Raw genomic sequence first — 24,411 nt, forward strand, 5'->3', positions numbered from 1 at the left:
ACTTGATTCGTGTTTACTGGTAATAGTCTTCGCCTCTGATGTTATCATGCTCGGGCATGGTAAGTTCATTGGCAAATAAGCTTTCTTCGTACTGATCGAGGTTCTTTTCCAGGATCATTTGTATGGTCTTGTAACTGTACATGCCATAACTCAGGCCTCTTCTGCAGGCCAGGATCAGGCGTTCATTCCCGGCTTTACGGGCAAAGCCCAGCACACCGATGCAGGATCGGTAAGCCTGCTCTGCATGGTGCCTGCGGCTAAGGATATGCTGGATATAAAGGCGCACATCCTCATGGATCGATGCGGCCCAGGACAGGAACTTTTCCGGGTTCCACTCGGCAACGAACTGGTGGGTGGAAGCCAGATGGTCTTTATCCGTAATGTAGCGGTGCAGCCCCTTGGTACGCTTGTGAATGGCTATGCGTTCATAATGATAGAAGGCCTCTACCGTCGTGCTGGAATACAGCAGCTTGATCTTTTTGCCGATGAAGCGGTAAGGCACACTATAGTAGTTCTTATCAGGCCCGAGGCTGACATGCCCGTTTTTCATCACGGTGGCATGAAACTGCTTTTTAAGCTCATAGCGCAACACGGGTAAAGGCATAAGCGTTTCACGCTCTACCTCCTCGAATTGCTGCCTTCTGCTGTAAGGCCGGCTTTGCATCAGCCGGTTATTATGGGCTTCCAGCAGTTCATGAATAGCGGCATTCAGCTCTTGCAAGGAATGATAAACGCTCTTGCGCAGGGGAACATAAATGCGGCTATAGATGATTCTTACGGCACCTTCTACCAGCGCTTTATCACGAGGGCGGAATGCCCGGGCAGGTAAGATGGTCGTGCAATAATGATTGCTGAAGTCTTCAAACGTTTCATTCAGCGTAGGTTCGTAACGGTTACTTTTAGTGACGGCAGCTTTCAGATTGTCCGGAACAATGGCCTCCGGCACGCCGCCAATGTAATGCAGGGTATGCTCACAAGCGGAAATGAAGTCTTCTTTTTGCTGGCTCATGACCGCCTCGACATAGGTCAGCTGGCTGGCCCCAAGTATGCCGATGAAGACCTCGACAGGAATGATCTCCCCGGTATCCCGGTTTGTGATGCTCAGCTTTTGACCGGCAAAATCCACATACAGCTTATCACCGGCCTTGTGGTCGATGTGCATCACAGGGTTAACCCGGGCCTGCCACTGGGTATAATAAAAGCAAAACTGGCTATACTGGTAACCGTCCGGAAACTCTTTACGATAAGCCTCCCAAAGCATTTGACGGGTAACACCGGTACGTTTCAGCTCTTTGTCTACTTTGGGAAAGCAGCGCAGCATGGCTTGCATACGGCTGTTGGGAGAGCGCTCCTTAGCCTTGCCAAACAAGTCTTCCAGCTCTTTATCATTCAAAGCATTGACTTCATCAAAGCTGAAGCCGCTCTCCTTGAAAGAGGCCAGATACTTCTTTACGGTGTTTCTGGATGCGTCTGCCTGGGCTGCTATAGACATGATGCTGCGCCCGTTGGTGTACATCCTTAAGATCTTTCTTATCTTACTCATACTGATCGTAGTGTTAGCCATACTTTGAGAGTTTTGTAACCCTACAAAGATGACGGCTGCTACCGCATCAGCTGCATTCCAGGGGTGGTCAGTTTCGCCCGGAATCCCTGGTCAGTTTGCCCCGGAATGGGGTGGTCAGTTTACGCCGGAACGCCTGACCTCTTTAAGACAGAACACCTGGTCATTTTCAGCAGAATACCCACCTGTTCGAGCCTGTGCGTGCGTACATCATAATACAACAGGTCGCCGGTTTTTACGCTCACCACGCATGCCGTCTTGCCGTCCGGCGTAAGTGCAATACGGTGCAATCCCTGCACATGCGTATCTATTTCTGCCTGTACTTGCTTCCTGATCAGGTCGACAATCACCACATGACCGTCCGGCCGTGCCGTCCAGAGATGTTTCCCATCCGGTGTCACATCAAAGCCTTCAGCCCCATAGCCCACCCTGACCAGCGTTTGCCGCCATTCCAGCCGGGGTTTGGCGTTTGCCAGCAACACACCTGTTGGCGGCATATAAGGCGGCAGTACTTTTTTTTCATAAATGCTGATCGTCCCGGATTCCACATTGGTGGTATAGAAGCGGTTGCCGTCCGGCGTCAGGTACAGCAGGTGCGTGAAATCCTGACCTGTGCCCAAGACCTGGACAGGTTTGTCCTGTTTAACATCGTAGGCAACGACGCATTTGGAACCCTGAGCCGTGTACCAGAGTGTATCGTTATGATAGGCCATCCCATGCGGCACATAAAAGGGCTGGGTATCGATGTCCTTCACCGGCTGCAAGGTGTTCAAATCAATCACATTAATGAGGTGTCCGGTTCCTGCGATCACGGCATTAGACACATAGGCCGTATGCTGATCGGTAGACAAGGCAATCTCATGCGGGTCTTCACCTACAGGAATTTTAGTTACCAGATCAAGTGTTCGGTCATCCAGTACCCACATCTGTTTTTGGCCCTTGGACAAGATCAGCACATATCGCTTTGCTTGCGCTTGGCAGTGGGATACTACGAAACTGCAGAATAACAGACCAGTGAGCAATCCTGCGCCTATCCTCCTGCACTTATTTAGCATAAGCGCCCAAGGAATAGGTCAGCACATAACTGTGTGAATATACTTCAAAGACGATACCGAAAGGGTCTTCGACGTAGCACATGCAGTAGGGTTTATCGCCGGGATAATAATGACGAACCGGCATACGCTGCTTGCCGCCATGGGCTACAATCTTGTCAACCAAGCCCTGGACATCCGGATCTTGAACGCAGAAATGAAATAAGCCGGTATGGAAAGGCTGAAAGGCAGGCGCTTTCTTGTCCATCTTTGAAAATGAAAAAATCTCCATACCTATGCCGTCAGCCGTGGCCAAGTGGGCGATCTCAAACTGCCCCCAGCCACTACCAAATACATCGGAGCACATGATTCCGATCGCCGTTTGGGTTTCTTCCGTGACTACGCTGGGCTGCATCACCACATACCAGCCCATCACTTCGGTGTAAAACTAACTGGACTGAAGGAACCATTTCTGAATTCTTCCATATGGTAGCCAGGCTGATAACCAAGCCCTGTTAATAATCATTGGATGGATGATGGCTGAACATGGCAGTCATTACAGAAGGGATGACGTTGCCATGCGATCGAATGCGCATTTAATTTTGAAAACTGAACAAAAAATAAACAATTCTGTTTATTTTTGAATATGGAAAAGTGGATTGAGAAATATCGGGGTATTCATCCCGGCGCTATTCTTGACCGGCAGCTCAAAAAAAGAAAGGTGAAGCAAAATGCTTTTGCCAGGCATATTCATGTTCCTGCCCAGACCATCAATGCCATCATCAAGGGCAGCCGGAAAATGACGCCGGAAGTAGCAGTGAAAATTGATGAGGGTCTCGGATTCGAGGAAAGTACCATGGCCGTTCTACAAGCCCTGTACGAGACGCGGCTGGTAAAGGACAAACTCCATCAAACCGACCACCCTGATTTTTCAAAGATCAGGAGGATTCTTTTTTGGGATACCGATTTCGCTAAGATCAATTGGCAACAGCAAAGGAAAGCAGTTGTTCGCCGCGTATGGGAACGCGGTAACGAAGAAGAAAAACAGGAGATCAAGCGGTATTACGGAGCGGATATAGTAGATGCCATTATTAATCATACGAAAGCAGACTCCCGCCATCCCTCATTTTTAAGACCAAAGACCAGCTGATGCTACACTGGGAAACAGTTTCAAATCGATTGCGCACGACCCTGCTCACCCTAATGCAGGGAGAGCTCTTAAAGGGCCACCGGCTCGTCGGCGGGACAGCATTGAGCCTGTACCTTGGCCACCGCATGTCCGTTGACATCGACCTGTTTGCGGATGCCGGTGACTATGGGACGGTTGACTACAACGCGATTGAGGCGTATTTGAAAGAAAGCTTTCCTTTTGTAAGTGGTGATTTCGGCAGCGATCCCGTGTTTGGTAAATCCTACCTGGTTGGCGAGCATAAAGACGATGTTGTCAAGGTAGATATTTATTATTCCAGTGAATCCTTTAGGAATGAGGTGACGGAAGTGGATGATGTCCGCTTGGCATCAGTGGCAGACATTATCGCTATGAAAGTGGATGTTGTACAGCGAGGCGGCAGAAAAAAAGATTTCTGGGACCTGCACGAGCTCCTTGAGCAATACAGCGTTAAACAAATGATCGATTTGCATGCGAAGGCTTATGAATGGACGCATGATGAACAACTGGTCGTTCAGAAGTTTACGGATTTTGACCAGGCTGACGAAGATTTTGACCCTATCTGTCTAAAAGAAAAGGAATGGCCTTTTATTAAGGAAGATTTCGAGGATGCCCTGGAAAGCTTCGCTCAGCGGCCGCTCTAACCATTACCGGGAAAGCGACCGTCATCACATGGACCCTGGACAAAGACGTTCCGGAAACTATGCCTGTTGCTTTTATGCGTCAGTGCCTGAAAAAAATGAAGCGGTGTACAGCTGAATACTTAACGGTCAGCATGTAGCGCATGGGTATTATAACCTTCCTCTTATCCGCATGTGGTTAACTTAATCCCAAAAGTACAGTTTACTGCGTTTAGATTCAGCCGGATCTTTCTGTTACTTCCCAATTCCTGGTATAAGTGGAGAATACGGAACCCGTGACCACTAAATTATGTAAATCAGGGATCAATTGTTCTGAAACAATTTGACCAAGCTAATTTATTGATTATAGGGATGTAGTTCAACATAGCCTTAACACAAGCATATAATCAAAAGAGCACATAATCATATGGTCAAGGCCTCCGTATTTTCCAAGTTCAAGCAACTTATCGATAGTTTCAGAGTCATCTCTCACATTCCTATAGTAATACATGGATTTGGGTAGACTAACTACCCCGCAAGCCCTGCTGATACTTACCGTATAACTTTCCATTAAGTAAGCAACCATGTCTTTGCGCTGGCAGGGCTTCAAAACTTTTTTGAGAGTACGTCCTTGAGCATCTTATTGTCCAGCGCCAGTTCCGCATACATCTGCTTCAGTTTGCGGTTTTCTTCTTCCAGCTCTTTTAGACGCTTCAGCTCCTGAGCATCCATGCCAGAATACTTCTTTCTCCAGTTGTAAAAAGTGGATTTGTGAATGTTCAGTTCCCGGCAGATATCCTTTAAGTCGCGGCCACCTTCATACTCTTTGATGGCCTTTACAATCTGGGCTTCGCTAATGACCACAGGGTTCTTCATCGTTTGACTGTTTAAAGTTAAGACTTTTCGTCCTTTAAGCAGTCCGGTTTTTAGGAGGGGTTACAGAGAAGACCGCCCTAATATTTAATGAGAAAGGTTACGCTGGAACTTCATTAACTGATCTCATACATGCCACTGATCTATCTAAAGGATGCATTTACAACAGCTTCAAGAATAAAGATTAAATTGCGTTGGCTGCGTTCGAATACAATACGAACAGGCTGACCCGCGTTTGTTACTGACGTTAATTAAAATGAGCCTTGTACTTTAAGTCGGCGTGTAATGACAGTTTCCATTTATTGTATCATCCGGAAACATGAGCTTTTTCTACATGAAAATGTACTTCCTAACCGCAAATGTTCCGCGGCTAGTTTCAGTTGTAAGTGGATAAAGAATTGATGCCGTCACGAGTCACTTCTCTGCGGTTGCAGGATAAGCTGGTTCATTTAAATCACGAGACACTTGAATAGCAATTTACATTTTCATGCCACCCTGCTTTTTACCGATGAAAAAATAAGCGATTGATAATGGCATGAATACAATATTGAGTACGGTTTTATAGTTCCAGGCAAACACTTTTTGATGCATATCTGATGCTGTATGTTGCTGCGGAATCATGTGCAAAAGACTGAAGCCTAAATCTACAGCCAGTGCAGACAGCATGATACTGACGCTGAGCACCAGCAATAATAGTAGCATCGGCCTGTTGCCGTAATAGCTTCGGTAAACCGCCAGCATAGGGATCGTTACCAAATCGGCCAGAATGTAGGCAATTACACCGCCGAAGGAAATGCCCCCGTGCCATAAAGCCGCCCCCATCACAATATTGCCTACTGAACAAACGAAGCTGATTATAGCTACAAATACACCGACCACAATATTCAGTATAACTACGAGAATATGAGGCAGCGTGTGGTTGTCGGTTAAGAATAAAGTATTCCACAAACTTTTGGGCATCACTACCATCATGACGGAGGCTACAACCACGCCGATAAGAATATCTTTACCTACCATGAGCACGTCCATGTAAAAATGACTGCTGGCCAACAGCAGTTTGGACCGAAACCCTTTAGGTATTTCCGGTTCCTTTATGTCACTTTCATGCATATCCTGCATCCTGGCCTCAGTAAAATCATGCATGTGCCCGGCTTGTAAACCTTGTTGCGTAGGTCCATCCTGCAAATTCGACTTTGCTTCTTCTTTAACTTTCGCCGGAAAAAACCTAGCGATCAGGAAAGCGGAAATTAAAATAAATAAAATGCCCCCTGCTACCTCACCGCCAAAGAACGACCAGCCCAAAATGCTGACAATGACAATAAAGATTTCGAAAACCAGGTTGGTGCTGGCTACCATAAATGCCACGGCATTAGACCAGGTTGCACCCTTGATCAGCAGGGTACGGGCCATGGAAGCGGCGGCATAGGAGCACGAGGAAGAGATGGCTCCGAAGAACGAGGCCAAAGATAAGGACTTGGCATTGTCCTTTCCTAGCCGTGAGCTGATAGCGCTGGTCGGTATAAATGCCCTGATGACGGAGGAAAGCATAAAGCCGAAGGCTAAGCCCCAGTAGATGTCCCAGATCATGGAAAGTAGTGCTATGCCGATTTGCTTTAGCTCGTTCATCGTTTTACTTTCAAAGTTTAACAGCAGAATGATGAAGTTGATTTGAAGCAGCGCGGTTAAAGTCCGGGTATTCGTGAGCATAGCATAACAGTACTCATGGTACGGATTTAAGCTGGCGTTGATATAAGCGTACCGAAAGTGAGCCTGCATCGGTTTCTCGCGATTGGATCAACTTCCTAAGGGGTAAGTTAACTTGTTGAACATGAATACTATACAGGCATTGCAGCGAAATTTACTCATAATTAGGAAGAAGCTTGTACGCATGAATATTACTGCCGCAAGTTTATCCGGCTGGAATAAAAATAGTCAGTTCCCGAACTTGCTGACCGGCAGCTGGTATATCCGGTCATGTATGGAAGATTCGTGGAACAGAGTTGTACTTACATCGTTATTCACTCTGTTGCAGTTGTTTTGCCAATGCGCCTATCGTTAAACCCTGAACTAAAATGGAAAACACGACGATAATATAGGTAATAAATACAAACTCATCACGGTGCATAGCAGAGCTTAATGATAACGCGAGTGCCACCGACAACCCGCCTCTCAATCCGCCCCAAGTGAGCATGGTAACGGCATGCCTTTCAAATTTTACGTTATAACGCAGCAAGGATATTGGAATAAAAACAGAAACCCATCTGGACAACAGCACGATGATAATGGATATTCCCCCGATCAGGAATACGGTCATGTTGATCTTAATAATCAGCATTTCCAGACCGATCAGCAAGAACAGCACCGCGTTCAGTATTTCATCTATTAGTTCCCAGAATTTGCCGAGATAATCCCGGCTTAGGTCAGACACCGCTCCGTCCCTGACTTTATTGCCCATGGTAATACCCGCGACTACCATAGCCAGTGGTCCCGATATATGCAGATGGCTTGCGACATAGTAACCGCCTATTACAACAGCCAGGGTGATCATAACCTCTACTTTGTAGTCATCAATTGAGCGTAATGTACGGTAACCCACATAGCCTAACAGACCGCCGAAGATCAGGCCGCCAAAAGCTTCCTGAGCGAACAGTTTGCTGACGGAGAACATCGAAACATCCGCGCCGCCGGCACGTGCTGCATTCATGAGTGTTATAAATATGACTACAGCGACACCATCGTTAAACAGGGATTCACCGGATATTTTTATTTCAAGCGAAGCGGGTATTTTCGCTTCTTTCAAAATAGCCAGCACGGCAATAGGATCAGTTGGTGAAATCAGAGAGCCAAAGAGTAGACAGTAAATGAAGGGTACCGCATGATGAAAAATTTGGAAGAGATAATACACCAGCAGTCCAACCAGAAAGGTAGAGATTAGAATACCTACAGTTGACAGAATAATAATCGGCCATCGTTCCTTTTTCAGTTGGCCGGCATCAATGTGAATGGCTCCTGCAAACAGCAGAAAGCTCAGCATGAAGTTCATTAACAAGTCCTGGAAATCAATAGAGGAAGCTAATTGAATCGCCTTCTTTGAAAGTATAGGATGAAAGCTGCCCAGAAAAGCCAGTGCTATAGAGGAAAGCAGCGAAAGTACCATAATTCCTATCGTCGGGGGCCACTTAATAAAGCGATGATTGATATAGGCAAATGCGGCGGCCAGTACGATTGTTATGGTCAGAATTTCGTTGATGTTCATTGGTCCGGGGTTTGCTGGGATATCGTTGACGGCGCTGCAGCATATCCGGGCAGATGTTCCGTTGGAATAGTCGAAGGACTTCCGTCACGCAAGGCTCTGTAATGCGGAGACATTATTTCGACACCTGCTTGGTTAAACTGATCCTGAATGTTCTGATGCAGATATGAATAAATAACGGCCTGTTTGTTTGGGGCTCTTGTAAAGGCATTGATCCGGTAGCTTACATAATAATCATCTAGGCTGGTTTGTAATACATAAGGCTTGGGTTCGGCTTCAATCATCGGGGTTGCAATGGCCGCGTTGATCAGCAACTGATGAACCTGCCTCCAGGGGGCATCATAACCAATGCTTACTGTTGTATGAATAATCAGGCCGTTTACTGCGGCGTCCGCACTGTAATTGACTGTATGATTACTCATCACCGTAGAATTAGGAATGGAAATAATTTCATTTTGGATCGTCCGTATGCGTGTCACCAGTAACGTGCGTCCAATAATGTCACCCGTAACCTCACCAATCTTAACCCGGTCGCCTAAGCGGAAAGCCCGCATATAAGTCAAAACCAAACCCGCTACGATATTACCCAGAGCACCTGCTGAACCAAAGGTGAACAACACGCCGACGAAGACAGATACGCCCTTAAAGATAGGTGAATCAGACCCGGGCATATAAGGGAAAATTACGATTAGCATAAATGCCAGGACCAATACCCGCAGTATTTGGTAAGTCGGATTCGCCCAGTCCGCGTAAAACCCCGGGATTGTTAACCGTTCCTTTTCAATTTCAGTTTTAACGTACCGGAAGAACCTGAGAACGTAACGGAAAATGACTACCAGCACGAGAATCGTCACCAGATTCGGAATGTAATTCCAAATGCCCAAACCAATCCTTTTTAAAGGACTGGTTACATACCCTACCAGTGTAGCCGACAGGTCTTTGGTGAAAGGAAAGATGCCGAAGAGGATAGGCAGCGCCAAGTAAACCAGTAAAACAATTAAAACCCATTTTATAATGTTGATGATAAAATGCAGGGCGCCAAGCTCCTGTTCGGCGTTCAGCAACTCATAGTTTTTGATCTTGATTCCGCTGGAGTACCAGGCCCTTTCTACTTTTGTTTTCGAAAGGGACCATCGGAACAAGCGGTTGATACCATAAATCAGCAGAATAACAACGGACAGCACCAACAAGGCAAGCAAACCTTCCTTGATGAGCGTAGACCAGCTGGTCGCCAGGCGATAGCCAGTGACAGCCTTGCCAATTGTATTTTTTAGCTGTGCGGCTAACCCTGCTTTAGTTGTATTTTGCCATAACGCATCCTGTTCTGAAACAGACATCAGCAGGTTACTTTTGTATAGGATGTCCATGGTTTGCTCTGATGCAGATATCTTAATGGAATCGGCTCGGAAGGCATAGTCATCTGCGAGTTGCCGGATACGGTTAGCTATCGCTTCCGCGCGATCTTTTGGCGTGAAACTGCCCTGGCGAGTAAATATATAGAATAAAGAGTCCTGAAAAGGTGTGACCGGGAAGCCACTGACAAAACGCTTTAACGAATCGATCTGATGTTTTTGTTTAATGAGACGAAGGGAGTCGCCCTGCTTTAATCCTGTCAGTTCCTTTAACAGTACAGATCGTTTGATCTGTTCCGTTGATTTGAGCAGGCTAATCCGGTTTTCCAGGTCTGCCCGTTTCAGGGAATCAGCCAGTCGTTCTGCCGAAAGTTGCTGAACTTTTGCCGACTGGTTGTTGAGCCTGACGTTGAGCAGAGAATCTGTTTGGTGCTGAACGCTGTCTTGCTGGGCAAATGCTGGATGAAAACCGAGGTATAAAATCGCAATACGTAGAAGATACTTCATTTAACAAAGGTTGATGCTATTAATTAAAAGTAAGCAAATAAACCAACCTGATCACCACATTAGCCAACGGTCGGTTATCACCAGCTGTCTGTTATTCCACATTCTGGTCAAGAAAGTTTATAATGCACTTAGTATTGGTACCTGGGGGTGCTGTGCTGAGTAACTGGATTAGCATCACTTTTACGGCTTGCTGCAGGTAAGGGTCCTTAGCGCCATAATGCCACACCGGCGGGTAACAAACTGCGAATAACTCTTCAAACGAATAATTCCGCAGATATAGCCGTACCTGTCCGCGTTTATCATGCAAAGCCGAGGGCTGAGTATGATTTAACAAATAGGCAAACAAAGCAGTAAGTGCATTTAAGCTCAGAACTGCCGTCTGCGGGTCGTTAATGCCCGGGCTTAATGCTTTCAAAGCAATTTCCGTAAGTTGGTGGAATCCGAAATAGGCGTTTTTTTCAACAGGCTGTCCTACATAGAAATCCAGGGCATCCAGCAGTTCATCAATTTGCCTGTCACTTAACTGATAGCCTGCATAAAATTCCAGTAGCGGCATGCCCTTCAGCAGATAAGTTCCTTTAGGGTGCAGAAAGACAATTATGCCATCGTGCTGTTCCGCAAAGCGCATCATATCTCTATCATCAAACGACTGATAATAATTAGCGGCGGGCATGCTGATAATTGTTTTGACAGTGTCCGGCCGGTTGAAAGGTAACCAGACACTGCTTGTGCCGGACAGCTGCAGCGTTTTCAATGTGCGGTTTTGCACCCGTTTAATGATCGTTTCAAACTTGACGGTTTGTGTAATAAAATGCAGAAAATAAATGAATAGAAAAATATCTCCAACGGTAAATAATACCAGCAGATAAATACTGAGCGCAGGAACGTAGATACCGGTATCCAGATCCCGGATGGTGCTTAACAGAAACAGGGCATAAACAATGGTGCCGATATAGCTGCCCAGCACCAGCTGCTGGAAACGGTTGGCAATCATATTTTCTAAGGTACGGTTGCTAAGCTGCGAAGCAGCTTGGTTAAGCAGAATCATAACCATAGAAAAGCTGAACACGGCCAGGGAGATGATCCCAGTGACGATGGTGGAAACGATAGTACGGGCAGTGCTGGCATCACGCAGCCGGATCAGATAATAGTTGGATTTGATGTGCTTACCGCTTTCTGAAAAATCAAGTTCGAGCATTATCCATGATAGCAACAGGAAGCCTATAGCAATCAGTGCCGGATAAAAAGCAATACTCCCCGTAATTTGATTATAGGTTTTGCGGAGCCATTTGGCCAGTACATGTTTCATAATGGGGGCAGATAATAGTGTTTTGAGGGATCTTTCCTAAGGCGCGGATTAATCTACCGGATATTTATGATAGGCTTGTTTTTTTACATACAACTCCTGTGTAAGCTTCATTCCGATGGCTACGACAGGCGTGGCCAGCAAAACGCCCCAAAAGCCGGTTAACGCGCCCATAGCTACCTGCGCAACCACTGTAAGTACCGGCGGCATGCTGATCATTTTTTGCTGAATGAGCGGCTGGGTAACGGCACTTTGTATAATCTGAACCAGCGTATACATACCGAACACCAGGAAAGCAGTAGCCGGGCCCTGCATCAGTGCCAGCAGTAGGGCAGGAATAACAGCGATGATGGGTCCGAAATTGGGAACGAAGTTGAGAAAGCCGGCAATCAGCGCCAGCGTAAATACCAACGGGAGGCCCAACGCCCATAACCCCAAGCCTGTAAAAACAGCAATAAAGAAAAACCCTATAATTTGACCCTTAATCCATTTTTTCAGTACATCGCCCAACTGATCCAGTAATTCATCTCCTTTATCTTTGGCATTTTCAGGCAGCAGGTGCACTATACCCCGTTTATACATCACTGGGCTGGCTACAAAGAACATGGTGATCAGCACAATCAGGTACAGGTCGCTCAGAATACCGAAGCTGGAGGAAAAAAAATGCCTGATGAAGGCGGATGTCTTGCCTTCATTACCACTATGGTCGATGTAATCGAGTATTTTACTGCCAATAGGCGACTGCTGCATCTGTACTTTGGCATGCTGCAGGGTAGAAGGTAAGGTGTCTGAAAGTGTCGTGATTTGCGACTGAAGCCGGCTTCCGGCAAACCAGAAGAATGCGCAAAGCAGTCCCAAGTTGATAACCACAGATACAATGAGGCTGAATGTGGCAGGTAAATGCAGGCGCTTCTGCAACAAGCCTGCAAAGCCGTAAAAGTAAATGGACAGCAGCGCACCGGCTAACGTGAGCAAAATAATGCTGACGATCGCTTTAAATAATAGAACAGCGACAACCAAAAAGACCAAGATACCCCATTTGATCCAGGTCTTTTTAATATAATAAGGCCAATCGGTGTGGGGGCTGCTTTCATTCTCCATATAATTGAGTTTTGAGTGATTTTAAACCGTGAACAACTTACAGTTTTGGGGAGTCTGCAGGCGGCGCCAGATTAATTTTCATCGGAACATCGCTCAATGGAACTCCCCCTTTTACGCCGAAATCAAGCGTCGTGGTAGGGAACGGCAGCATAATATCGTTTTCATCATATGTCTTTTTCAGCCGCATGATAGCTTTGCTTCCCACTTCCAGATAGGCTGGCTGCTCCGGTGAACTTACCCAAAGACGTAGTACGAAGTTGATGGTGCTGCCCCCAAATTCCTGATAAAACATCGTAATCTCGTCTTCTGTAGTCAGCCCATCCATTCCTTTCAAGCTATCCAGTGTTATTTTCTTTACTTTTTCGAGGTCTTCACCGTAGGAAACGCCTATCACAAGATCAAACCGGCGTTTGCCCAGGATGGAAAAATTTTCAATTGGGTTCTGGTAGACGTCCTTGTTAGGCACAATAACCATCTGGCCCTGAAAAGTACGCAACATAGTGTCCCTTAAGTTGATGTCCTCTACCTTACCCATGTAATCTTTAATTTTAACAATATCGCCAATGCGTATAGGTCTCCTAAAAGAAATGAAGATGCCTGAAATAAAATTGGAAGCAATGTCCTGAAACGCAAAAGCCAAAGCTAAGCCCACGATACCTGCACCGGCTAATATAGATGCGACTGCTGTATCCAGGTGCAAGATGCTCAACACAATAAAGATTGTAACTGCCAGAAGTACAATGTAAACTATCGAGGCCAGCAGATTGTTGAGGGTTCGGTTTTCTGATATCCTACCGATCAGATTTAAAACAATTCTGCGGATCCAGGCTGCCAGGTAAAAACCTATAACTAGCACGAAAGCAGAAATGATTATATTCGGCAGCAGGCGGATAAAATCGCGTAGCCACAACGCAAGTTTTTCAGTTACCAGCTGGTAGGCTTTTTTAATATCCATCTTAATGATTAACTACCACCCGCGTGGTATGTTTTAAAACGCTGAACTTTCTCCAAGTCACTTGATGAGGAACAGGAGAAAGCAGTTCAGCATCATTTCAAACATGACTAGTTGGTGCTATCTGCCTTTTATTAAAAAACCTGAAATCATTCAGTTGGACTGTTTACCTAAAGCGGGAGGGAGAGACAAGATGCATCATTGCTTATACTACACGGAATAAACTTCAAGTTAGATAATTGTCATAATTTTAAAACTATTTGCTCTGTCAAAGGTTAAATCCACAATACACTACCATCAATAGCTGCTCCTGCCTGTCTTCTGCAAGTTTTCTTCACATTAATGTTTAACAGAATGCAATACTTTCAATTGTTTGCGCGCAACGCCCTATACCTGATTTTACTAATCGGGTATTCCCTGAGTTTGACTTCCTGTGCCAAGAAAGTGAGCTTTATAACTTCGGGTGTGGTGCCCGCAGCTCAAGGATATATCAAAATATCCGAAGATGACAATCATAACTATACGGTAGATGTCAATATTAAGCGCCTGGCTGAACCTTCCCGGCTCAATCCGCCCAAAGAGACCTATGTGGTTTGGATGGAAACTAAGCGTAACGGAACTAAAAATCTGGGGCGTTTGAACAGTTCCAGTGGCTTCTTCTCGAGCAGTCTCCAAGCCTTGTTACATGCTGTTACGCCCTTCAAGCCTGAACGGGTATTTGTTACAGCAGAAAATCAATCCAACATACAGACACCCGGTTCGCAAGTGGTACTGACGACCAAAGAATTCCATTAACTGAAATAGTATTTTACGAATAATTGCACAATGAAGCATACAGAAATTAAATATCACAAACATCTGCTGTCTGCAGCGGCAGTACTTATCTTCATGAGTTCATGCGGCGGTACGAGCGACGAGGACCTTCAGAAAAAAGTGACTCAAAAGTTACAGCAGAATCCGCAGTTTAAAGAGATTGGTGCTACTGTTAAAGATGGCGTAGTTACCCTGAGCGGTAATTGCGAAAATGGCGACTGCGACTCTCTGGCTGCACAGCAAGTTAAAACCGTGGGTGGAATTAAGAGCATTGACAACCAGATTCATAAACAGGAGAAAACTGATTTGACGCTTCGTACATCGGTGCAGTCTGTGGTAAGCAAGTATGACGGTGTACAGGCGGACGTAGCAGCTGGTGTCGTAGTGCTTCGGGGAAGCATTGACAAAAAGGACGTAAATTCACTGATGACGGAGCTGCAGGTACTCAAGCCCAAGAAATTGGACAACCAACTAGCTGTGAAATAAGACATTGTGCGTTCATGATGCCCTGATTTCCGAAACGTGTTTTTTTTATCATACTGGAATAAATGCTGATGAACAAGTGGGGAGTTATTTTCTTAACCATCCTGATTGCGGCTGGAGTAAGCGTAGCCAGCTTTAAAATTATGGAACGCAGTTTTCACGCTGTTGCCTTTAGAGATACAACGGGAAAAATTAGCCTGGTGACTGGTGGAAGCCGTGACGCAGACTCCGGAGCAGCAGTTTATCCGAACCTTACCCACGCCGCAGCAATAGCTTCCAGTCAGGTGGTGCATATCAAGGTTACGATGTCAGAACAAGCCTCTGCTTCCGGTATCGCGGTTCCGAGGTATTACGGACCACGGCGGCAAACGGCCCCTGTGATGGCTTCCGGGTCCGGCGTAGTGCTGAGCCAGGATGGCTACATCATAACGAATAACCATGTGGTAGAAGATGCATCCCGCATGCAAGTGGTGTTAACAGATAAACGTAACTATACAGCTAAATTAATTGGCCGAGACCCTAATACTGACCTGGCACTGATCAAAATTAATGCTCAGGGATTAAACCCTGTTAAACTGGGTAATTCAGATCAGGTAGAAATCGGGCAGTGGGTGCTGGCTATCGGTTATCCGTTTTCCCTAAATACCACTGTAACGGCAGGTATTGTAAGTGCAAAAGAAAGAAGTATAGGTATCATAGGTCATCATGAAGATGAACAGCAAAACAGCGACCGAGGCGCCTCTGCCATAGAAGCCTACATCCAGACGGATGCGGCTATCAACCCGGGGAACAGCGGCGGTGCCTTGGTGAATACTAAAGGCGAGCTTATTGGTATTAATGCTGCCATAGCTTCCCAAACCGGTGGATACGAAGGTTACGGCTTTGCTATCCCGGTTAACCTGGTCCGAAAGATTGTGGATGACCTGCGTCGGTACGGCACCGTTAAAAGGGGTTATCTAGGTGTTGTCTTTCCGTCACCAGTTACCGAAGAGCAGGCATTAGCAGAACGGGGCATCAGTCCGGGCAGTATCAATGGAGTTTATATCACCGGTGTGCGCCCGGGTAGTGCTGCTGCAGTGGCGGGCTTAAAAGAAGGCGACATCATACAGCAGATTGACGGACATGCCCTCAATTCATCAGTAGAGCTTTCCGAACGTATTGCTCGGCATCACCCGGATGATAGGGTAACCCTCGCCTACTCCCGAAAGGGTAAATCAACAACAACTGCGGCTATCCTAAAGGGAGAAGCAGCCGCCACGCGAAATACAGCGACAGAAGAAGCAGGCTTAAACGATATTTATCATAAACTGGGGGCCCGCTTTGCGCCGCTCGATGGCCAGCAGAAACAGAGGTACCAAATAGGCTCAGGTATGCTGGTTACAGCGATAGCACCGGGCGGTTTTTTTGAACAAATCGGCATTCAGCCCGGGGCTATTGTGGTTAATGTAAACGGTATACAGGTAAATGATCCGGTACAGCTGGCTAAAGCGCTAACCGCAGCTGCCAGTGGTACGATCAGGATTGCCTGCATTGCGCCCGATGGCTCAAGGATCATGTTCAATTTGTCCCTGGGTACTTAAAACAAAACTTCTTGAAAAGGACAACCCGGCAACTGGTAAAGTACATTAACAAACTCGTATATGACCGATATAACAGATAGGCCGCACAGCAATACCATCCTGTACTGGCTGAGTGGATTCATTGTTGTAGGCCTGCTTGCGGTTGGCGGACAGTATGTATACTGGAAGCTTGCAGAAAATTCCGGAAGCAAAGCCGGCCACAGCGTGGCGGTACGGTCAGCAAACAATCAACTTTCATCAGCTATTTACCGCTACGAGCAATGGTTGATGGTTTTACCTGCACGAAAGATGACGTTTGATCACAACCTGACGAAAACAGGTTTGTATAGGATCGCCGATGTGCTTTCTGCGTTACCAGATTCCACCGCATCCGAGACACAATTCCAGGTACATGCGGAAGTTATGTCGATCCGCCATCTGGCAGATTCACTTACGTTCAACTGGAAAAGTGGCCGGCATGCGGATATGATAAAAAAAGCATTTTACATAACAGCGGATGTTGTAGACACCCAGCGGGCAAATAAACTGCAGACAGGGATTTCTTCTACGGCAGCGTTAAGAGCTAAAATAGACGTAATGGATGAAAAAACATTAACACTTAACCAGAAAGGAACAGTAAGGGATGTTTTTGCGGAGGTGGGAACTTTGTTCAGAAACATAGCGCAATGATTGCTTGAGATGGGAGCAGTGCAAAGCCTGTGTGTACAGGTGTAACTGATTGATTTTTATTATGCGAAAACTATTCAAGTTGTGGCTGATAGCTTTACAATGTCCGGTAGCCTGATGCTGCTGCAATGAAGATTGCTGTAAGGAGTGTTTGGCGGTTGGCTCGGCGCCTAATCATTTATCATGGCTGCCTATTCAAAACTCCTATGATATAAACAGGATAATTTATGCCTCAGATTGCAGGAAAAACAGAGTTGTTATGGCTTAAAGCGCAGACCATTTTTGACGCTGCTACGCCGCAGGCGGAGAAGATAAAGGGTATAACCAACGGCTTTATCTGGGCTTCATCTGCTATCATGCTGGTGGTTGTGGCTCTGACCATTTACATTCCAATTAAATACCGCGCCAGAGCCGGCAGCCCCGAACCTAAACAACTGGGCGGCCACCGGGCAATGGAGGCGCTGATGATCAGCATCCCCCTGCTGCTGGTGATCGGCTTTTTCTTCTGGTCAGTAAAGGTAATGAGCGCTATTTTACCTGCACACGCCAACCGCAAGCCTGATGTAATTATTACCGGTCACCAGTGGTGGTGGCAGGCCAACTACCCGGCGGCAAAAGTTACCGCTGCTAACGAAATTCATTTACCCGTTGGCCGCCCGTTACTGCTGCAGCTAAACGGTGCCGATGTGATACATGATTGGTGGGTGCCGGCTTTAGGTGGTAAAATGGATATGATACCCGGCATCAGGAACTTTTTGTGGTTGACCATCCATAAGCCGGGCGTATATGAAGGGGCTTGCAGCGAATTTTGCGGCCAGGAACATGCCTGGATGCGCATCAGGGTCGTTGCCCAATTGCCGGCAGATTATCAGCGCTGGCTGGTCGCCAACGCAACCGACGAAGAATTACCTGTTGATTCCATGGCCAAAGCCGGGCAGGCCTTGTTCGTCAACGCTTCGTGCAGCAGTTGTCACCGCATCAGCGGCACCAGTGCTGCTGGCTTACAAGGGCCCGACCTGACCCACTTCGGCAGCCGCAGCACTATGCTGGCCGGCATGATGGCGAATAACCCGGAAAACCTGTACCGCTGGCTGACAGATCCGCAGAAAGTAAAATCCGGCGCACATATGCCCCGCTTTATTTTTGGCAGCGATAGCTTGCGTGCTTTAACCGCCTATTTATCACACCTGAGATGATGAAAGAAGGTTTTTTGGAAGTACCCGAACCAGAGGAACCTATTCCTGACCTAAGCCTGAGCAGCAGTCAGGGCATTTTGCAATGGATATCTTCGGTTGACCATAAGCAGTTAGGCATCATGTACCTGTGGTTGTCTGTGTTGTTCCTGGTTATCGGCGGCATCGAGATTTTACTGGTGCGCCTGCAACTGGCTGCACCGAACAATCACTTCATTGCCCCCGAAATGTATAATCAGCTGTTTACCATGCATGGCACGACCATGATTTTCTTTGTGCTGACCCCGGCTATTTTTGGCTTTGCTACCTACCTGCTGCCTTTAATGATCGGTGCTAATGATCTGGCTTTCCCGCGGCTGAATGCCTTTAGCTTGTGGGCTACTTTTTTTGGCGGCGGCTTGCTCTACTTCAGTTTCATCGCCGGCGGCGCACCTGATGCTGGCTGGTTTAATTATGCGCCGCTCAACCAGTACAATTATTCATCTTCCCTGGGTATTGATTATTATTGTTCGGGCCTGCTGTTTGCCGGTATCGGTACCGTAACCGCATCGGTTAATTTTATTGTTACCATACTCAAATACCGGGTCAGTTCCATGAGCCTGAAACAGATGCCGCTGTTTGTATGGATGATCCTGATCAATTCTTTTCTGGTACTGGCCGCCTTTCCCTCGCTCAATGCTGCACTGATTATGCTGCTGCTTGACCGGCAGCTGCATGCCCACTTTTTCAGTGCGACCAGCGGTGGTTCAGCTATCCTGTGGCAGCATTTGTTTTGGCTGTTCGGGCACCCGGAAGTCTATATATTGATACTGCCCATCTTCGGCATTTTTTCAGAGGTTTTCCCGGTGTACAGCCGCAAGCCGATATTTGGGTACGCTTTTGTAATTGGTTCAGGTATTGCCATTGCCTTGCTGGCTTTTGGCGTATGGGTACACCATATGTTTGCTACGGGGCTGGGCAATACGGTAAACAGCTTCTTTGCCGCCAGCAGTCTCTTAATAGGTGTGCCCACCGGCGTTAAAATATTCAACTGGCTGGCCACCATGCATGGGGGCGCTGTCCGTTTCCGGGTATCAATGCTGTTCGCTATTGCGTTTCTGGTGGAGTTTACCATCGGCGGCCTGAGCGGTGTTTCCTTTGCCGTGGTGCCTATCGACTGGCAGTTAACAGACACTTATTATGTAGTCGCGCACCTGCACTATGTCTTTATCGGCGGCAGTCTGTTCGGTCTGTTCTCCGGCTTATTTTATTGGTTTCCAAAAATGAGCGGCCGGATGCTGGACGAGCGGCTGAGCCGGTGGTTCTTCTGGCTCATGGTGGTCGGCTTTAACCTTACTTTTTTGGTTCAGCATGCGCTCGGCGCCATGGGCATGCCGCGCCGGGTGTACACTTATCCGGATCTGCCGGGCTGGGGCATACTGAATTTGATATCCACCATTGGCGGGTTCCTGATGGCTGTATCCGTGGCACTGTTGATTTACATTTTGGTGAAAGCCATCCGTAGCGGGGAAAAGGCATCCTCAGACCCCTGGGATGCCAACACGCTGGAATGGATGACGTCTTCACCGCCGGCCCTGCAGAACTTTGACAGGGTTGTACCGGTGAAAAGCACCCGGCCTTACCGTGACTATAAAAGGCCGGATGATGCCGACTGGAACCGGCCAAACAAATATGGCAATATAGATGGGAAATAAACTGATGATGAAGCTGGTGGTGGGTACCGAGGCGATGTTTTTCGTGTCGCTGATTATGGCGTTCGTTTACTTTTCATTCGGGCCGGGCTTCAAGGCGCAGCTGTTGCAACATCTGGATACGAAAACCACGGGCATTTTTACCGCGCTGCTGTTGAGCAGTAGCTTTACCTATTGGCGTGCCGAAAGCAATTATGAGCAGGGCCGGATGGGCCGCCTGAAATTGTGGCTTATCCTGACACTGGCGTTAGGTATCGTCTTCCTGTTCGGGCAGGGCAGTGAATACCTGAAGTTGCTTAATGCGCATGTCAGCATCAGCAGCAGTTCGTTTGGTACCAGTTTCTTTACGCTGACCGGCTTTCATGGCCTGCATGTTTTTGCCGGGCTTGTCATCATCGGCATCATTACTTGCCTGACCTTTCTGGGTGATTATGACCAGGGGCAATCCAGCATTATTCAAACGATAGGCATTTACTGGCACTTCGTAGATATTGTATGGGCGGTTGTTTTTCTGATTGTTTACGTAGCACCTTATTTTGTATGATGACACCGATGAAACCCCTGCTTTGGGAATGGCATTTTAATTTGCTGATCATGCTTTTGGCTATGGGATTGGTTTACCTTTATTACCGGTTAGCCGGGTATAAGCACCGGCAGAACAATATCATTTTTTGCATTGCACTGTCGCTGTTCCTGCTAACCGAATGCTCACCCCTGCACTTTTTAGGCATGCACTGTTATTTCAGTGCGCACATGATCGCTCATGTCATCTTGCTGCTGGTTTGCGGGCCGTTACTGGTGATGAGCCTTCCGGCGGGTTCCGGCACCCATCAAACAGTGGCCGCTATGTCTGGCTTTATTCGAAAACACAGCTGGCTGGCCTGGTGCAGCGGCGTGGCTGTGATGTGGTTCTGGCATATACCGGCGGTATTTGATGCTTCCTTCGTGCATATGGGCAGCTGGCTTAGCCCCGTTCCGCTTTTACACGGGGGTAGTATGCTGTTGGCCGGAGTGATCTTTAGTTGGCCGTTGTTCGGGCCGGACAAGAAATTACATATACATCCGCTATCGGGCGTATTATATTTGTTTACCGCTTGTGTGAGCTGTTCCCTGCTGGGGCTGCTCATCACTTTTGCGCCGCTCACCACCTATCATCATTATGTAAGCAATACCATGAAGATGGGCAGCACGAACCCGTGGCATATAACCCAGGCTACCGACCAGCAGGTCGCCGGCCTGATTATGTGGGTGCCTTGTTGCTTTGTTTACCTGACCGGGTGCCTGTACCTGCTGCAACGCTGGTTTGCGGAAAGCCCTGCTCAAACTGAAACCGTTTCTATTCATTTACATACCCCTGTAATCCATGATTGAGCCTGCAAACTCTTACCCGGAAATCAAGCCTGGCCCCGACTGGGAGAAGGCGAAGCCGGAAGTATTACCCAAGCCTACCTACTGGCCTTTCTTTCTGGCGATGGGTTTGGCCTTCACCTTTTGGGGATTGCTCACCACCTGGGTTATCCTGACCGCCGGCTTGTTGATTTTCGTCGTTTCCCTGATCGGGTGGATTAACCTATTACGCCATGAATGAAGATACCACCGATGAAAAACGAAGAGGCTTTTTAGTAAAGCTGAGTCTGGGCCTGGCCGGCCTGGCCGCAGCTGTAGCCGGTGTGCCGGTTCTGGCTGCCTTGTTTGCACCGCTGATTGAAAAGACACCGCAGGTATGGCGTAATGTAGGCTTGTTGGATGATTTTCAGATTGGCACCACCAAACTGGTCACTTTTGAGAATGCCAACGCTGAGGCATGGGCCGGCGTAACTACTCATACGGCCGCCTGGCTCAGGCGCGATGCCGACCATAAATTTACGGCCTTCTCGGCTAATTGTACTCACCTCGGCTGCCCGGTCCGCTGGGAAGCAGGTGCACAGCTATTCATGTGCCCTTGCCACGGTGGTGTGTATTATAAAGACGGTTCGGTAGCTGCCGGGCCGCCGCCCAAATCACTGGTGCAGTACCCTGTACGCATTCAAAAAAACCAGGTGCAGGTACAAACATCACCAGTGCCTATTACCAACATCAGCGCATAAGCCAGCATGAAAACCCTGAAAAAAATATGGCACTGGATTGATGACCGCAGTGGTTTTACCGAGATATTCGGGCCGCTGCTGGGTCATCTGGTACCGCCGGGTGCTAAGTGGAGTTATGTGTTCGGCAGCGCCACATTATTCTGCTTGGTGTTACAGGTCATAACCGGAGTAGCACTGTCCTTACTCTACCAGCCATCTTCTGCGGAAGCGTACCAGTCGTTGCAATTCATTACCCACCAGGCGGCGTTCGGCAACATCCTGCGGGGTATGCACTATTTCGGCGCTTCATTTATGATCATTATGGTAACTGTTCACATGATCAGGGTTTACCTCACCGCTGCTTACAAGTTTCCACGGGAAATGGCCTGGATCAGCGGTGTACTGTTGTTCTTCCTCACGATAGCCATGGGCTTCACCGGTCAGCTGCTACGCTGGGATTCAAACGGGGTTTGGTCATCGGTTGTAGCCGCAGAACAATTGGGACGATTGCCTTTTATCGGCAAGTGGGCGGCACGTTTACTGTTGGGCGGCGATACCATTGGCGGGCATAGCCTGAGCCGTTTTTTTTCCTACCATGTATTTATTATACCGGCTATTATATTCCTGTTTGTGGGCTATCACCTGATGCTGGTCATCCGCAATGGCATCTCAGAACCGCCTGAAGCCGGACGGCTAGTAGACCCCAAAACCTACCGGCAATGGTACCAGGATATGCTGAAAAGTAAAGGCGTACCTTTCTGGCCTTATGCGGCCTGGCGCGATGTCTTGTTTGGAGCCGGCACCATTATTGCCATCATTGGTTTCGCCTATTTTGTCGGGCCGCCGGAATTGACCACACCGCCCGACCCCGCGCACCTGAACACTACGCCTGCGCCCGACTGGTACATGCTTTCTATCTTTTCCCTGTTTGCGCTCATGCCGGCCAGGATTGAATCGTACATGATCATCATCGGGCCTACGCTGACAATAATTATTCTGCTGGCCCTGCCTTTTGTTTCCAACAAGGGCGAACGTCACCCGATCAGGCGGCCATGGGCCGTATTTGGTTCGGCTTGCGTGGTCATATTCGTATTTGCACTGTTCCTGCTGGGCGAAAAATCACCGTGGTCGCCCCGGTTTAAATCCAAGCCATTAACTGCCGTTAATATTCATTCCACTAACCCCGAAGTAATGGCCGGGGGAGCGTTATTTTATAAAAAGGGTTGCCTGTACTGCCACCGGATAAATGATCAAGGCGGATATAGAGGCCCTAACCTCACGCAGGTCGGCTTACGATTATCCTATGGTGATTTAACCATCCGTATTGTAAATGGCGGCGGCAATATGCCGGCTTACGGGGGTATATTAAGCAAAAAAGAGTTAACGGACATTCTCGCTTTCTTACAAAGCAGAAAGTGAGAATCTGAAAAGCATAATTTAAATCACTTAAAACCATAACTATGAGATTCAGCAACAAAGTTTGCCTGGTGACCGGCGGCGGTTCAGGCATTGGCAAGGCAACCTGCCTGCGAATGGCGGTAGAAGGCGGTACTGTCATCGTGATTGACCGGGAAGAAAAATCAGGCATAAAAACGGTGGATGAAATCACCAAAAAAGACGGCCAAGCCATGTTCATCCGGGTAGATGTGGGCGTAACGGATGAAATTGAACAGTGTGTCAAGACGGTTGTGGAGAAGTATAAAAAGATAGATGTGCTGGTGAATGATGCCGCCATGATGACGTTTCAAAAAATCGTAGATCTTTCGATAGCTGATTGGGACCAAGTGATTGACGTGAACCTCCGCTCGGTATTTGCCTTCTGCAAATACTGCCTACCGTATATGAAAAAGGGGGCGGTGGTTAATGTAAGCTCGGTACATGCCTTCCAGACCGAGCAAACCGTTCTGCCCTATGCTGCCAGTAAAGGCGGTATTGAAGCCTTTACGAGGGGATTAAGCCGTGAATACACACATGAACAAGCCCGTTTCAATTGTGTAGCGCCCGGTGCGGTGGATACCCCAATGCTGTGGTCAAACCCGGAGGTAAAGGATGGTGATGAAAAAATAACCGGGCAAGTTGGCGAGCCCGAAGATTTGGCCGCCGCCATTTGTTTCATGGCCTCGGATGAGGCCCGGTTCGTCAACGGCACTACGCTCGTTGTAGACGGCGGACGTTTAGCTATTCTATAAATCTGA

The 24,411-nt window shown here is 47.6% G+C and carries 25 protein-coding genes; 15 read left to right on the forward strand and 10 right to left on the reverse strand.

Translation table 11 applies throughout. The annotated features are described in order from the left end of the window. Positions 1–13: 13 nt before the first annotated feature. The 3 genes from istA to HH214_RS05745 all read right to left on the reverse strand — a co-directional run bounded on the left by istA (position 14) and on the right by HH214_RS05745 (position 3,028). Complete coding sequence (gene istA, locus HH214_RS05735) at positions 14–1,543, reverse strand: IS21 family transposase (RefSeq protein ID WP_248282179.1); 1,530 nt, start codon at positions 1,541–1,543, stop codon at positions 14–16. A 140-nt stretch (positions 1,544–1,683) separates the two neighbouring features. Further along, positions 1,684–2,487, reverse strand: coding sequence for a YncE family protein (locus HH214_RS05740; RefSeq protein WP_169606424.1), 804 nt, complete (start codon positions 2,485–2,487; stop codon positions 1,684–1,686). Positions 2,488–2,605: 118 nt separating this feature from the next. Further along, positions 2,606–3,028, reverse strand: a complete 423-nt coding sequence (locus HH214_RS05745; protein ID WP_315853189.1) for a VOC family protein — start codon at positions 3,026–3,028, stop codon at positions 2,606–2,608. A gap of 210 nt (positions 3,029–3,238) precedes the next feature. Here HH214_RS05745 and HH214_RS05750 point away from each other — a divergent pair, with 210 nt between their 5' ends. Together HH214_RS05750 and HH214_RS05755 are read left to right on the forward strand one after the other, a co-directional pair. Continuing rightward, positions 3,239–3,742 carry a helix-turn-helix transcriptional regulator gene (locus tag HH214_RS05750; protein ID WP_169606425.1) on the forward strand — a complete coding sequence of 168 codons (504 nt, stop codon included), beginning with the start codon at positions 3,239–3,241 and terminating at the stop codon, positions 3,740–3,742. Then, positions 3,742–4,404 (forward strand): nucleotidyl transferase AbiEii/AbiGii toxin family protein, encoded by a 663-nt coding sequence (locus HH214_RS05755; protein ID WP_169606426.1) that lies wholly within the window; start codon positions 3,742–3,744, stop codon positions 4,402–4,404. The genes HH214_RS05750 and HH214_RS05755 overlap by 1 nt, the downstream gene beginning before the upstream one ends. A gap of 582 nt (positions 4,405–4,986) precedes the next feature. Here HH214_RS05755 and HH214_RS05760 read toward each other — a convergent pair. Continuing rightward, complete coding sequence (locus HH214_RS05760) at positions 4,987–5,256, reverse strand: transposase (protein ID WP_169606427.1); 270 nt, start codon at positions 5,254–5,256, stop codon at positions 4,987–4,989. 80 nt (positions 5,257–5,336) lie between these two features. On the opposite strand from HH214_RS05760, the gene HH214_RS22215 reads away from it, so the two are divergent. Continuing rightward, positions 5,337–5,441 carry a TetR/AcrR family transcriptional regulator gene (locus tag HH214_RS22215; protein ID WP_169611055.1) on the forward strand — a complete coding sequence of 35 codons (105 nt, stop codon included), beginning with the start codon at positions 5,337–5,339 and terminating at the stop codon, positions 5,439–5,441. 289 nt (positions 5,442–5,730) lie between these two features. Here the strand turns inward: HH214_RS22215 and HH214_RS05770 are convergent, their stop codons facing one another. The 6 genes from HH214_RS05770 to HH214_RS05795 form a co-directional block, all read right to left on the reverse strand. Beyond that, positions 5,731–7,029 (reverse strand): permease, encoded by a 1,299-nt coding sequence (locus tag HH214_RS05770; RefSeq protein WP_169606428.1) that lies wholly within the window; start codon positions 7,027–7,029, stop codon positions 5,731–5,733. A 238-nt stretch (positions 7,030–7,267) separates the two neighbouring features. Beyond that, positions 7,268–8,509 carry a cation:proton antiporter gene (locus HH214_RS05775; protein ID WP_169606429.1) on the reverse strand — a complete coding sequence of 414 codons (1,242 nt, stop codon included), beginning with the start codon at positions 8,507–8,509 and terminating at the stop codon, positions 7,268–7,270. Next, entirely contained in the window at positions 8,506–10,365 is a 1,860-nt protein-coding gene (locus tag HH214_RS05780) for a mechanosensitive ion channel family protein (protein ID WP_169606430.1), read from the reverse strand. Before HH214_RS05780 ends, HH214_RS05775 begins: the two co-directional genes overlap by 4 nt. Before the next feature lie 91 nt (positions 10,366–10,456). After that, positions 10,457–11,674: a DUF2254 domain-containing protein gene (locus HH214_RS05785; protein WP_169606431.1), complete on the reverse strand. Its 1,218-nt coding sequence runs from the start codon at positions 11,672–11,674 to the stop codon at positions 10,457–10,459. Positions 11,675–11,722: 48 nt separating this feature from the next. Continuing rightward, entirely contained in the window at positions 11,723–12,772 is a 1,050-nt protein-coding gene (locus tag HH214_RS05790) for an AI-2E family transporter (protein WP_169606432.1), read from the reverse strand. Between the two features lie 37 nt (positions 12,773–12,809). Next, positions 12,810–13,727 (reverse strand): mechanosensitive ion channel family protein, encoded by a 918-nt coding sequence (locus tag HH214_RS05795; RefSeq protein ID WP_169606433.1) that lies wholly within the window; start codon positions 13,725–13,727, stop codon positions 12,810–12,812. A gap of 351 nt (positions 13,728–14,078) precedes the next feature. On the opposite strand from HH214_RS05795, the gene HH214_RS05800 reads away from it, so the two are divergent. The 12 genes from HH214_RS05800 to HH214_RS05855 all read left to right on the forward strand — a co-directional run bounded on the left by HH214_RS05800 (position 14,079) and on the right by HH214_RS05855 (position 24,405). Then, positions 14,079–14,519 (forward strand): hypothetical protein, encoded by a 441-nt coding sequence (locus HH214_RS05800; protein ID WP_248282217.1) that lies wholly within the window; start codon positions 14,079–14,081, stop codon positions 14,517–14,519. 93 nt (positions 14,520–14,612) lie between these two features. Beyond that, positions 14,613–15,023, forward strand: a complete 411-nt coding sequence (locus HH214_RS05805) for a BON domain-containing protein (protein ID WP_256367699.1) — start codon at positions 14,613–14,615, stop codon at positions 15,021–15,023. A gap of 68 nt (positions 15,024–15,091) precedes the next feature. Continuing rightward, entirely contained in the window at positions 15,092–16,600 is a 1,509-nt protein-coding gene (locus tag HH214_RS05810; protein WP_211166315.1) for a trypsin-like peptidase domain-containing protein, read from the forward strand. Positions 16,601–16,660: 60 nt separating this feature from the next. Next, on the forward strand, positions 16,661–17,269 hold the full coding sequence (locus HH214_RS05815) for a hypothetical protein (protein WP_169606435.1): 609 nt from the start codon (positions 16,661–16,663) through the stop codon (positions 17,267–17,269). 224 nt (positions 17,270–17,493) lie between these two features. After that, entirely contained in the window at positions 17,494–18,462 is a 969-nt protein-coding gene (gene coxB, locus HH214_RS05820) for a cytochrome c oxidase subunit II (protein WP_169606436.1), read from the forward strand. Next, entirely contained in the window at positions 18,459–20,153 is a 1,695-nt protein-coding gene (gene ctaD / locus HH214_RS05825; RefSeq protein ID WP_169606437.1) for a cytochrome c oxidase subunit I, read from the forward strand. Before coxB ends, ctaD begins: the two co-directional genes overlap by 4 nt. Then, the gene (locus HH214_RS05830; protein ID WP_169606438.1) at positions 20,143–20,694 is read left to right on the forward strand and encodes a cytochrome c oxidase subunit 3; all 552 of its coding nucleotides are present in this window, start codon (positions 20,143–20,145) and stop codon (positions 20,692–20,694) included. The genes ctaD and HH214_RS05830 overlap by 11 nt, the downstream gene beginning before the upstream one ends. Next, complete coding sequence (locus HH214_RS05835) at positions 20,691–21,521, forward strand: cytochrome c oxidase assembly protein (protein ID WP_169606439.1); 831 nt, start codon at positions 20,691–20,693, stop codon at positions 21,519–21,521. Before HH214_RS05830 ends, HH214_RS05835 begins: the two co-directional genes overlap by 4 nt. Next, the gene (locus tag HH214_RS05840) at positions 21,514–21,738 is read left to right on the forward strand and encodes a hypothetical protein (RefSeq protein ID WP_169606440.1); all 225 of its coding nucleotides are present in this window, start codon (positions 21,514–21,516) and stop codon (positions 21,736–21,738) included. The genes HH214_RS05835 and HH214_RS05840 overlap by 8 nt, the downstream gene beginning before the upstream one ends. Beyond that, entirely contained in the window at positions 21,731–22,237 is a 507-nt protein-coding gene (locus HH214_RS05845) for a QcrA and Rieske domain-containing protein (protein ID WP_169606441.1), read from the forward strand. Before HH214_RS05840 ends, HH214_RS05845 begins: the two co-directional genes overlap by 8 nt. 6 nt (positions 22,238–22,243) lie before the next feature. Further along, complete coding sequence (locus HH214_RS05850) at positions 22,244–23,635, forward strand: cytochrome b N-terminal domain-containing protein (protein WP_169606442.1); 1,392 nt, start codon at positions 22,244–22,246, stop codon at positions 23,633–23,635. Between the two features lie 41 nt (positions 23,636–23,676). Next, positions 23,677–24,405, forward strand: a complete 729-nt coding sequence (locus HH214_RS05855; protein WP_169606443.1) for an SDR family NAD(P)-dependent oxidoreductase — start codon at positions 23,677–23,679, stop codon at positions 24,403–24,405. The last annotated feature ends 6 nt before the right edge of the window (positions 24,406–24,411 follow it).

Origin of the sequence: Mucilaginibacter robiniae (assembly GCF_012849215.1) — a bacterium.
Classification (GTDB): domain Bacteria; phylum Bacteroidota; class Bacteroidia; order Sphingobacteriales; family Sphingobacteriaceae; genus Mucilaginibacter; species Mucilaginibacter robiniae.

Bases quoted from the DNA above. Each gene is read 5' to 3' on its own strand.
- HH214_RS05795 (WP_169606433.1), bottom strand. From the start codon at position 13,727: ATGGATATTAAAAAAGCCTACCAGCTGGTAACTGAAAAACTTGCGTTG.
- HH214_RS05840 (WP_169606440.1), top strand. From the start codon at position 21,514: ATGATTGAGCCTGCAAACTCTTACCCGGAAATCAAGCCTGGCCCCGAC.
- HH214_RS05805 (WP_256367699.1), top strand. From the start codon at position 14,613: ATGAGTTCATGCGGCGGTACGAGCGACGAGGACCTTCAGAAAAAAGTG.
- coxB (WP_169606436.1), top strand. From the start codon at position 17,494: ATGCCTCAGATTGCAGGAAAAACAGAGTTGTTATGGCTTAAAGCGCAG.
- HH214_RS05830 (WP_169606438.1), top strand. From the start codon at position 20,143: ATGGGAAATAAACTGATGATGAAGCTGGTGGTGGGTACCGAGGCGATG.
- HH214_RS05780 (WP_169606430.1), bottom strand. From the start codon at position 10,365: ATGAAGTATCTTCTACGTATTGCGATTTTATACCTCGGTTTTCATCCA.
- HH214_RS05850 (WP_169606442.1), top strand. From the start codon at position 22,244: ATGAAAACCCTGAAAAAAATATGGCACTGGATTGATGACCGCAGTGGT.
- HH214_RS05770 (WP_169606428.1), bottom strand. From the start codon at position 7,029: ATGCAGGCTCACTTTCGGTACGCTTATATCAACGCCAGCTTAAATCCG.
- HH214_RS05845 (WP_169606441.1), top strand. From the start codon at position 21,731: ATGAATGAAGATACCACCGATGAAAAACGAAGAGGCTTTTTAGTAAAG.
- HH214_RS05790 (WP_169606432.1), bottom strand. From the start codon at position 12,772: ATGGAGAATGAAAGCAGCCCCCACACCGATTGGCCTTATTATATTAAA.
- HH214_RS05800 (WP_248282217.1), top strand. From the start codon at position 14,079: ATGCAATACTTTCAATTGTTTGCGCGCAACGCCCTATACCTGATTTTA.
- HH214_RS05755 (WP_169606426.1), top strand. From the start codon at position 3,742: ATGCTACACTGGGAAACAGTTTCAAATCGATTGCGCACGACCCTGCTC.
- istA (WP_248282179.1), bottom strand. From the start codon at position 1,543: ATGAGTAAGATAAGAAAGATCTTAAGGATGTACACCAACGGGCGCAGC.
- HH214_RS05835 (WP_169606439.1), top strand. From the start codon at position 20,691: ATGATGACACCGATGAAACCCCTGCTTTGGGAATGGCATTTTAATTTG.
- HH214_RS05810 (WP_211166315.1), top strand. From the start codon at position 15,092: ATGAACAAGTGGGGAGTTATTTTCTTAACCATCCTGATTGCGGCTGGA.
- HH214_RS05785 (WP_169606431.1), bottom strand. From the start codon at position 11,674: ATGAAACATGTACTGGCCAAATGGCTCCGCAAAACCTATAATCAAATT.
- HH214_RS05855 (WP_169606443.1), top strand. From the start codon at position 23,677: ATGAGATTCAGCAACAAAGTTTGCCTGGTGACCGGCGGCGGTTCAGGC.
- HH214_RS05750 (WP_169606425.1), top strand. From the start codon at position 3,239: ATGGAAAAGTGGATTGAGAAATATCGGGGTATTCATCCCGGCGCTATT.
- HH214_RS05760 (WP_169606427.1), bottom strand. From the start codon at position 5,256: ATGAAGAACCCTGTGGTCATTAGCGAAGCCCAGATTGTAAAGGCCATC.
- ctaD (WP_169606437.1), top strand. From the start codon at position 18,459: ATGATGAAAGAAGGTTTTTTGGAAGTACCCGAACCAGAGGAACCTATT.
- HH214_RS05775 (WP_169606429.1), bottom strand. From the start codon at position 8,509: ATGAACATCAACGAAATTCTGACCATAACAATCGTACTGGCCGCCGCA.
- HH214_RS05740 (WP_169606424.1), bottom strand. From the start codon at position 2,487: ATGTGGGTACTGGATGACCGAACACTTGATCTGGTAACTAAAATTCCT.
- HH214_RS05815 (WP_169606435.1), top strand. From the start codon at position 16,661: ATGACCGATATAACAGATAGGCCGCACAGCAATACCATCCTGTACTGG.